An 8,627-nucleotide genomic window follows, 5' to 3' on the forward strand; every position below is an offset into this window, starting at 1 on the left:
TCTTCTGTTGTTGGAGTGGCCTCGGTGGTCGTAGTAGATGACGTCATAGTGGTCTCTGTAGTCGTCGGTTCTTCAGTAGTCGAGGGAGTGGAAGTGGTCGTGGTCGACTCTTCGGTAGTCGACGTCGTCGCGGTAGTCGTCTTTGTCGAGCGGTTCGCTGTCGTCGGGGTCGATGTCTTGGTGCCGTTCGGTTCCTCGGTCGTGGTTACCGCCGGGAGGCTCGTGGTCGTAGGTGGCTTCGTTGTGGGTTCCGAGGTCGTGTTGTTCTCCCTCGTCGGTATGGTAGTGAGGCCTCCGCCTGACGGCGTCTTCGTCGAAGTAAATTCTGACGGCGTCGGTTGGGAAGTCGGTGTTTCTGAGACCTCTGCCTCGAAGATAGCCCCGTCGTCCGACACGTTTCCAACGTGAATTGAAAGAGAAACTGTCGCCGAATCGGAAAGGGCAGCAACGCTAAATCCGCCCCCAAATCCAGCCAAGACGACGATCGATATGAGAAACAGGGATGTGGCGTTATTGGCCATTTTCTCCACCTCCCCAATCGTCGGTCGATCCAGTTCCCCCGTCGGCCAGCGTCTCGGAGGAAGATTCGTCGGTCGACTGATCCTCGGACGATGATCCACCCAAATCGAGCCATCCCGTGTCTAGGACGAGAACTATCCCCAAGAACGCGAATACGAGCACGGATGCCACGAATACAGCCGCGTGAATCGGTCCCGGATGCTGGTATATCACGAACCCACTGTAGCCCGCGAACAGGCCAAATCCAACGGCACTGAATTTCAGGTCCATTCCCGTGAGGACAATTCCGTCCGGGTTGGGCTCCCCAGTGGACTGGGCGTTTGCAACGGCGGCTTGATTCTCACCGGCGTTTTCAATGGCCGCCCCGTCTTTTTTGGCCACATTTCGCATTTCGTGGTTTTCTTTCGACGGCGCCTCATCTGTGGAATTCGAAGCGCCTCCGTCCTTCCTGAACAGGCCGCCACGCGCAAACACGTAGAACTCCGAAAGGAGCAATCCGACAATCGGAAGCCCAACGAGGACGCCCAAACCATGGGGCGTATTGGCAAAAAGTATCACGTGCCCGATGTAAGGGATCACGAACCAGACCTTCCCTGTCACGTGTTCGGCACCGATTGGTGCAGGATCAGCGTCTTCATTGGCGTCACCTTTTGTTTCGAACACCAGGCCACGCTCCTCGGTTCGAATGTCCACGACCCGGTGGGTCACGGGGAGTGCCTCCGTTCCTCTCGTGTAGGTAATGACGTCACCCCGATCGATTGTCGACGGATCGACGGAATTGACGACGACAGCGTCGCCTGTCGAAATCGTGGGTTCCATGCTGCCTGAAAGGACGACGTAACTCGCCTCGGCCCCGATAAGGCTCGGCACTGCCTGGATCACGAATGCGGCCAGAATTGAAACGGCGAGCACCGTTACAAGAACATTCGCGACCCGTTTGATTGAGAGACCGATCATGGGTCCGACCTCCGTACTGCTCGATGCGCTGTGTCGTGGTTCGTGATTAGCTCCATGGATTCGTTGGTTTCGTGTTCCTGCACTGGTTGGCGAACAGTTCGAGGTCGAAGCGAAGCGATTCCTCTGCGACGCTCGCGGGGTCGTCGAGCCGCCAATCGAGAACTAAACAACCCGGGTCGCACCCGAGACACGTATTGTTGCAGGTAGATATCGTGAAGTGACTGAGTCCACTCTGCGTTCCCCCCGGGGTCTCACCTGCCAGGAGTCCGCTGGCTGTTCCCGAGCAGTCGGGCCGATACGTGACGATGCCGTCGTCGGAATCTCGTCCGGTCGACGACCCGCCACCCGACGACGGTTTATCCGATGATTTGTTTTTCCCACCGGCGCCCGATCCCGGCGTGGGCTGTTTGCCACCGCCTTTGACGTCGACGCGACAGAATTCCACGTCAGATGACGCGATGTCCACACCAACGACTTCGGAATCGTCATCGGAGTCGTCCTTGTAGTAGACGTCTGTGATCCGGATCGTCGTCGGGCCATCGGGCCCATCGAATGTGAGCTCCCCTGGAATGTTCTCGGGAACGGACAGAGAATCGCCAGTCCCCGCCTCGGTTTCGACGACGAAGGCACCGTCATTGACTTCGACCTTGCCAAGCGTCGAACAGCTGCCGAGCAAACCGCCACTACCGAATTGGTCGAAAAATCCAGCGAGCGGTCCGTCGTAGATCGTTGTTCCCGACGTTTTACAGCGGCTCGAATACACAACGTTCACCTGGAGCGCGTCTGCCAGCGCGGATCGCTCCCCGTCCGCTCGCAGCCAAACGCGTGCTGGATTCTCACACGCGCGGAATGCCACTGTCGTGGTCCCTCGAACTGGACCTTGTGAGTCTATTTCTGGAACGGGGAGTTCGATCGTTCGGTCGGACGTGAACCTCGTGGGGAACGTTTCTCGGTCCTGTTCGGGCCTCGCGAAGTTCGTTCCGTCGTATTCCACCAGCGTCGCGATCTCGAATTCGAGGGATCCGGATCGAAGCACGTTTGATCGAAATGTCGAACCATCCGAGACAAGCGCGTACGTCCCGACTCCCATTCCGGCGCCGACACTCGCAACCCCAGTTAGAGTCAACCCCTGGAGCACTGCCCGTCGGGATATGTCAGGCATGTTTGTTAGCTCCTGTTTCATTGTAGCACATGGCATACGGTACCCTGCTATGGGCCATATTTATTGACAGGCTTAGCCGGTGAAGCACCACGTTAAACGGGTTATTTCGGGTCACGATTCCCCACACGATTCGACCGTGAACGACAGCGAGGTTGATACACCGTCGCCCTGGATGCGGTTCTCAGCCGATTCCGGAAGCGACCACGCGACGCCCACACAAACACCTTCATCGCCGGAGAGACACTCCCGCTCGTCGGCCAGGAGAACGCCATCGCCGAGGGCCGCACCGGCGCCGGTGAGCGACCCATCGTAAACGACCGTCTCGCCTGGGCTTCGCGTCCCGTTACAGCCACCGAACGAAGAGACACCGAAGGATCCGGTATCGAACCAGACGGTCGTTTTTATCGCGTCCGCCAATTCACCCCGGTCGGGCGTCTCGTCTCCCGCCTTCCGCTCCGGTTCGTTTCGCCCGTTTTCGTCGTTCGCGGTTACGGCGAGGGAGAACCACGTTCGAATACTCGTTTCCGTGTCCGGCGTCACGCTGAACGCTACTGTTCCAGAATCCCCGGGTTGTGCATTGGAGACGTCGAGGACGGGACCGCCGCCAGCATCGCTCGAGTCGACGACGGCGCCATTGTACGTCTCGCGCCAGGAGATCTGGGCACTCGGGGCGTCTCCCACCGTCGTGGTTTCCGGGTACGCGAGCGCTCGTGACGAGACGGCTGGAAAGCCGAGGACAGTTGCCGCGCCGATGCTGGTTGCAGCGAGAAGGCGGCGTCGCGACAGGGTCACAGGTATCCCTCCAGGCTGCGGCCGGCGGTACGGGACAGCCGACTACGTTCGGTCAGTCGTGGGGTGGTGGTCATGGTCGATCTTTTGAGGACTCACGGACGGAGTCGAACCGCCGTGAAACTGGAGGCTCCCGCTTCATCTCCGGACTATTGGAGAGTTTATTCCATGTGGGCCAGTTGTAAAGCCTGTTCAACTCGGTGCTGTGTATTGCGTGGTGGCGTAGAGCGTTCCCTCGTCTGGATCCGATATTTCGATGACGATATCACGAGCCGTTCCGTCCGTGACAGGGTTTGCGGTGGTGTAATTGACCCTGTAGGAGGTAGCAACCTCTGACTGGATCTCATCGAGGATGGGACCCATATCCTCGCCCAGCATGATCCAGGTTCCGTCGACATCCTTCGCCAATTCTTTCTTTTGGTGAGGGTCAGGTTCCTCCTCGTCGACGTCGTAGGACACGGCGAAGTACGTGTATTCGTCCAGGACTGACACGGCGTTGGGACGGGTCTCTGCGAGGCCGCCAATGGTCTGGTCCGGATCTTCGTCACTAGGTGCGTCAGTGATATCGATCATGACCCGCTGTGAACCCGTTCGGAACGATAGGTCGTTATCTGCCGTGAGTATGGCCTCGTAATTGTCTTCTGGAGTATCCCCTCCATATCCGACTTCCTCTCCGAGGCTCGTGTTTTGAACCGAGTTCTTGAACGTTGTCGCATTCGCCGTGAAGTCCTGTTTCAAGAACACCGCTGGCGGTCCAGTGTACTCTTCATCATCGTCGCCAAAGAGGTACAGAGCGTACCGGGCGTTGAGTCCTTCTGCCACGACATCATCGATGAAATCCTGAACGTTTGTTTTCATCCCCTCTAGTTCGCCGCCCATGCTACCGGTAACGTCCATGAGGAAGACGAAGTCGACCTGTTTTCCTTCACTCGTGAAGTCCACCGTCAGGTCTTGTCCACACCCGGCCTCACAGAGTGCGAAGTCGCCTGCAGTCAGATCGCCGTTTTGGCCCGAGGTCGTATCGATTTCGAGGAAGGTCGAAACCTGCGGGAAACTCGAAGCGTTCGTACTTTGAACGGTGATTTCCGGAGATTGGGTCGCGCTGGTGTCAACTGCACAATCGGGACATTCTCTTTCAACTCCATCTCCGGCACATGGGTTGTGCGTCCCGTCGTTGTTCCGGCACTGTTCGGCGTGGAACTCCAGGTCGAAACTCAACGAATCGCCCTGGATTTCGTTCCCGACTTCCGTTGGAACGTGCCACTCGAGGCACAGGCAGGGATTCGCCATTTCGCTCGCCGAGCCGACGAAACATGCCTGGTTGCCCGGAGCGTGGAAACCGGCGTCACCGGGAACTGCGCCGCCGCCATCGAGGGGAACGCCGTTCCGAATCGCGGTCATGAGTTCGGCGAACGTACCGGTCCAGACTTTGGCGACGCTCGTGACGTCGCTCGGATCGAAGCCGTCGTTGGCGTCGTCATCGTCCCCATCGTCCGCGATATCGTCGTCGAGATCGCAGTACGAAACCGTCACCTCGATACTTTCGGCCAACTCACCGGCGCCGTCCATCACGCCTGGGTCGTTGAGATCACCGTTCGCCGCCGTCTCCGGTTCGGGTTCCGTGTATCCGTTCTCGCTGTTCGCGGTGATTTCGCCACAGAGCCAGAGGTACGCAGGATTGGTCTCGATCCGCGGACAGAACGCTAGCAGGCCGCTGTCGCCCGGCTTGACGTCGTCGAGCACGCCACTGACCGTGCCGCTTCCGTCCTGGGTTCCATGCACCTGCCCGGTGCCGGCCATGCCCTGGTCCCAGTAGGAGTAGTAATCGACCAGCAAGTCGAGCGTGCCCGCGGTTATCGTGCTGTTCTCGAACGTTTCCCTGTCGTTGAGGAACGCCGACGTGCCCAGTCCCGCACCCGCTGAGGCGAGACCGACACCCCCGATTCCGGCGAGTACCGATCGCCGCGACAGGTGGTAGAATCGTTTGTTGTCAGTCATGGTTTGCCCCCCGTGGGGGGAAGCTCACGAGCGGAATCGAACCGCTCGACACGCCGGTTGCGTCGCGCCTGCGTGAGTGGATTGGCCGACCGAATGCCAGGTTAGGTCGGCCAAATATCGCGTTCAGGTCCCAGTCGTGGTACCCGTGGTAGTCGTGGTTGATTCCTCTCCTGGCCCCGAGCCGTCGTTGTTTCGGCACTGTTCGGTGTAGAATCCGAGATCGAAGCCGACCGAATCGCCCTGGATCTCGTTGCCGACGTCGGTCGGGAGCCACCAGGCGAAGCCGATGTAGTTGGACACACCCGCCTGGAAGCATTCCCGCGCTTCCGCCGTCGGATCGCCTGTAAGCTCGTCGAAATCCGTCGCCTGGACCCCGTCGAGGGGAATGCCATTCCCGCTCGTTAGCATGTCCAGGTCGGCTGCCAGCGTTCCTCGGTGGAAGACCTCCTCGGAGACGGCGATCGCATCGATGATCGCCTCGAGAACCTTCGAAACCGTTCCCGGCGCCTCCGCGGCGATGTAATCGGCCGGGTTGCCGGCGATGTAGTCCCGGAGGTACTGTGACAGGCTCGCAATCGAATTCCCGTCGCAGTCCTGCGGATCGTCGTTGTTGGTCGGAAGCCCGTCGTCATCAATCCCGACCGTAATGATACGGTGATCATTTCTGACGTCGGCGGCGATCTCGGCGGTCTCACAGAGTTCGCTATCGTGAACGACGTCTGAAGGGGACATGTTCCCCCCAGTATAGCTCCCACCAACCGAGTGCCCCCCGGCTTCGAACACCTGGTTCTCGTAATTTGGCCCCCCGTCCGTCAGCAACACGATGAACGTCTCCGCACCCGACCGTCCGTTCGCGTCGAGTTCTGCGCGCGCGATGTCGAGCGCGGCCGGCATCGGCGTATTACCGTTAGCAGCCAGTCCGGAGAAGTTCACTGGGCCGTCCCCAAGTGCGACGAAGTCCTCGATTGATCCGCCGCCGAACGAAAGACCTCCGATTCGAGCGTCTGCCTCGACGTCGAGATCCGCTGCGAGGTTGTTCGCGGCGGCCTCCAATTCCCCAACGTCGGTCGACGACAGTGACCCCGAGGTGTCGACGGCGATCATGACGTCGACTGTCCCGATCGACTCGTCGATGACGTTGTTACCGTTGGTATCGTACCACCAGGCGGTTTGAATGTTCTCTGCGAGTTCGGGAACATCTGGGCTATCGTCCACTTCCCCCTCGGGCTCGGTGAGTCCATGCTCCGACTCAGTCACGTTGGCCGCCTGAAGCCAGACGTATCCGGGGTTGTCACACAGGTGGAAGCTCAAGGTGAGTTCGCCGAAGTCGCCAGGTTTGACGTCCTGCAGGTTAATGAGCGGTTGCGCTACATCATCGACCCACGTGTCAGCATTACCCGTCCGGGTTGCTCCCCCATCACTGGGTGTGAGATCAGCGTCGAGGTCCGCGCCGTGCTCACATGGGGAGTACGTGAATTCCCCAGTGTTGATTTCCTGTGTCCCATCCCCGTCGGGGTCCGGAAATGCTTCGATGGCCGTGTTCTCCATGTACGCCGGAACGTCATCTTCGTGTATCCATACCATCGGATTTTCCGGGTCTGGGAATGCCACGAAGTCGGGGTCGTCGGGGTTCATCCGGTGGACATCGTAGTCGAGTCCCTCCGTCGGGTCACCGAATTCGTACAACTGGGGATAGGAGTAGTGTTCCTCCCAGTCGACCTTGAGGTCGAGTTCGCCCGCCGTGATGGTGTTGCCCTCGAACGATTCCGTATCGTTGAGGAACGCCGACGTGCCGAGTCCCGCTCCAGCGGAGGCGAGACCGACGCCGCCGAGTCCAGCGAGAACCTTCCGTCGGGAAAGTTCGAATCCTTGGGTTTCTTTACTCATGTTCGATCACCCATGGATCACGCTGTCGAGTTGAACGTTGGATCGTCGTTGTTCCGGCTCTGTTCGGCCTGGAAGACGAGGTCGAAGGACAGGGAATCGCCTTGAATCTCGTTGCCCACCTCGGAGGGAACCTCCAGTAGCAGGCAAAATTCCCCCGAGTCCTCTCCAGACCCGACTATCATCGGCTCGTCACTCCCCCCCAGCGTGACGCCGGTATTGTAGGTACCAAACGCTTCTTGGAGGGTCGTGTAGTGCCGCTCTGTGTCGACGAGGCCACCCTCGTCGCGGTCCGACGACCAAGCATTGCTGTCGATGGACGAACCGTTGAGATTCGTTGTCGGGTCGAGCTCTGAGAGCGATGTCCGCTCCCCGTCGCCGTAATCGTGCCACACCGTGGCCAGAATCTTGTCCTGCAATTCGCCCATTCCGTCACTGACCCCCGGATCGTTGAAGTCGCCCGTCATGGCCGTCTCATTGCCCGTATCCGGCTCCGGTTCGGTGTAGTCGTTCTCGTTACTCACGAGGTTCTCCGTACTCACCTGGACGTAGCCAGGATTGTCACCGACGTTGATATCGAAACAGATGATGCCCCAGTCACCGGGCTTCACGTCGTCGACGATGAGTCCTGCACCGGCCTCGCCATCGGCCGTTTCCTCAAGCGTCGTGAGGTCCACCTGCCCTGCCCAGTAGTCGTTGGCCGCCTCGACCGTCGCCGTAACGCTCATATCGAGCGTGCCCGCGGTGATCGAGTTTCCTGTGAACGATTCCGAGTCGTTGAGATACGCGGACGTTCCGAGTCCTGCGGCGGCTCCGGCGAGACCGATCGTTCCGAGGCCACCGAGGACGCGACGTCGCGTCAGTTTTACTTTCTTCGACATGGGTTGTCTCGGCCCCACGATAGTGGTGGTGGGCCGTATCACACCCCATGAGGGAACTCCTCATAGCTAATAACCAGATATACTGTCTAACGGCCTATTTGACGCATCTAAGAGGATTGTTGAGATTTTAATGCCCCGCTTGGAACGGCTAAAGAGCCCACTATAGAAGACCCAATAAATTAAAGGGGTCGATAAATAAGCCACTGGACCCCTGGAGTTGGGACTATGAATCTCAGGCGGTCGACTGGACTTGCAGAGACGAAAATACACGACATTCTTCGGAATGACCGGCGCCGTCGAGTCCTCGAACACCTCCAGGAATCCGTGGGATCGGTGACTTTACGGGAACTTGCAGAGACGATCGCGGCGAACGAAGCCAATCAATCACCACCACCCCGAGCGCTCAGAGAGAGCGTCTACAACTCGTTGCACCAGAC

General features: G+C 59.1%; 8 protein-coding genes. 2 read left to right on the forward strand and 6 right to left on the reverse strand.

Annotation, left to right across the window (positions count from 1 at the left end):
• Nucleotides 1-408 (forward strand): hypothetical protein (locus V5A26_RS10750; RefSeq protein WP_332322497.1); only part of this gene is annotated, 408 nt, incomplete at its 5' end.
• A gap of 102 nt (nucleotides 409-510) precedes the next feature.
• Here V5A26_RS10750 and V5A26_RS10755 read toward each other — a convergent pair.
• The 6 genes from V5A26_RS10755 to V5A26_RS10780 form a co-directional block, all read right to left on the reverse strand.
• Nucleotides 511-1,476: a signal peptidase I gene (locus tag V5A26_RS10755; RefSeq protein ID WP_332322498.1), complete on the reverse strand. Its 966-nt coding sequence runs from the start codon at nucleotides 1,474-1,476 to the stop codon at nucleotides 511-513.
• Between the two features lie 46 nt (nucleotides 1,477-1,522).
• Nucleotides 1,523-2,638: a hypothetical protein gene (locus tag V5A26_RS10760; protein WP_332322499.1), complete on the reverse strand. Its 1,116-nt coding sequence runs from the start codon at nucleotides 2,636-2,638 to the stop codon at nucleotides 1,523-1,525.
• A 111-nt stretch (nucleotides 2,639-2,749) separates the two neighbouring features.
• Entirely contained in the window at nucleotides 2,750-3,430 is a 681-nt protein-coding gene (locus V5A26_RS10765) for a hypothetical protein (RefSeq protein WP_332321986.1), read from the reverse strand.
• Between the two features lie 189 nt (nucleotides 3,431-3,619).
• The gene (locus V5A26_RS10770) at nucleotides 3,620-5,425 is read right to left on the reverse strand and encodes a vWA domain-containing protein (RefSeq protein WP_332322500.1); all 1,806 of its coding nucleotides are present in this window, start codon (nucleotides 5,423-5,425) and stop codon (nucleotides 3,620-3,622) included.
• Between the two features lie 123 nt (nucleotides 5,426-5,548).
• The gene (locus V5A26_RS10775; protein ID WP_332321988.1) at nucleotides 5,549-7,312 is read right to left on the reverse strand and encodes a vWA domain-containing protein; all 1,764 of its coding nucleotides are present in this window, start codon (nucleotides 7,310-7,312) and stop codon (nucleotides 5,549-5,551) included.
• 17 nt (nucleotides 7,313-7,329) lie between these two features.
• Nucleotides 7,330-8,190 (reverse strand): SipW-dependent-type signal peptide-containing protein, encoded by an 861-nt coding sequence (locus V5A26_RS10780; protein WP_332321989.1) that lies wholly within the window; start codon nucleotides 8,188-8,190, stop codon nucleotides 7,330-7,332.
• A gap of 225 nt (nucleotides 8,191-8,415) precedes the next feature.
• Between V5A26_RS10780 and V5A26_RS10785 the strand changes: the two genes are divergently transcribed.
• Nucleotides 8,416-8,627 (forward strand): DUF7344 domain-containing protein (locus V5A26_RS10785; RefSeq protein ID WP_442908761.1); only part of this gene is annotated, 212 nt, incomplete at its 3' end.

Source organism: Halodesulfurarchaeum sp. (assembly GCF_036626455.1).
Classification (GTDB): Archaea; Halobacteriota; Halobacteria; order Halobacteriales; family Halobacteriaceae; genus Halodesulfurarchaeum.